General features: G+C 62.3%; 1 pseudogene. It reads right to left on the bottom strand.

Annotated features, from left to right (window positions below):
• Nucleotides 1-689, bottom strand: a pseudogene (locus KVT39_RS36430) (IS3-like element ISBvi3 family transposase); the annotation flags it as partial.

Here is a 689-nt window from a genome sequence, read left to right as displayed (position 1 = left end):
CGATCGAGGTATGCAGGCGTTGCCGATTGTAATAGCCCTCGATCCAATCGACGATATCCAGGCGGGCGTGAGCACGCGTTTCGTAGTGAGTCTGGTAGATTCTTTCGACCTTCAGCGTCTTGAAGAAGTTTTCCATCGGGGCGTTATCCCAGGCGTTGGCACGGCGGCTCATTGAAACGTTTATCTTGAACGCGGCGGTCAATTTCCGGTACGCGCGACTGGCATATTGGGCGCCGCGATCGGAGTGCAGCAGCAATTCCGGTGGCGGTTTGCGTTGCCAGCACGCGCTGCGCAACGCCTGGCAGACCAGATCCGCGTTGATCCGCTCGGACATCGACCAGCCGACGATGCGCCGGCTCGCCAGATCCAGGATCGCCGCCAGATACAACCAGCCCTCGCCGGTCCTCACGAACGTGATGTCGCTTACCCAGGCTTGATTGGGCCGCCAGCCGTCGAAACGCCGATCCAACAGATTCGGCGCCACCGGCAAGCGATGCGTCGAATCCGTCGTCACCCGATACGGGCGCTTGTAGACCGGACGTAGTCCCTGGCGTTGCAGGCTGCGACGCACGCGTTCGGCGCTCACCGGCCGGCCCTGAGCACGCAACTGCCGCACGATACGAGGTCGGCCATAGCTGCCGCGGCTGGCACGATGAATGGCGGCGACCTCAGCGTCCAACATGGCATTG

The organism is Burkholderia sp. GbtcB21 (assembly GCF_019091065.1).
Classification (GTDB): Bacteria; Pseudomonadota; Gammaproteobacteria; order Burkholderiales; family Burkholderiaceae; genus Burkholderia; species Burkholderia pyrrocinia_C.
Note: the sequence above shows the minus strand (reverse complement) of the source record. Positions and strands in the feature narration are given on the sequence as shown.